The following is a 212-nucleotide window of genomic DNA, read 5'->3' on the forward strand; positions in this document are numbered from 1 at the left end:
CCGGGGCACTTGTCGTCGCAGTTGTTCACGCCGTCGCCGTCGTCGTCCTTGTCCGCGCAGCCCGGCTGCACTTCCGGAGCCACCGCGACCGGAGCGGTCGGTTCCGGACCCAGCGGGACGATGATGCCGACCGAGGCCAGCACGTCGCCGAACCAGTCTTCCTGCGGCGCGTTCACGCTCTGGTCGTCGAAGTCGGCGCGGTACGCCAGCTC

The 212-nt window shown here is 70.3% G+C and carries 1 pseudogene; it reads right to left on the reverse strand.

Annotated features, from left to right (window positions below):
* Positions 1 to 212: pseudogene (locus AC3A4T_RS24580) on the reverse strand (OmpA family protein); the annotation flags it as partial.

It is taken from the genome of Lysobacter sp. Soil_N_51, assembly GCF_057655755.1.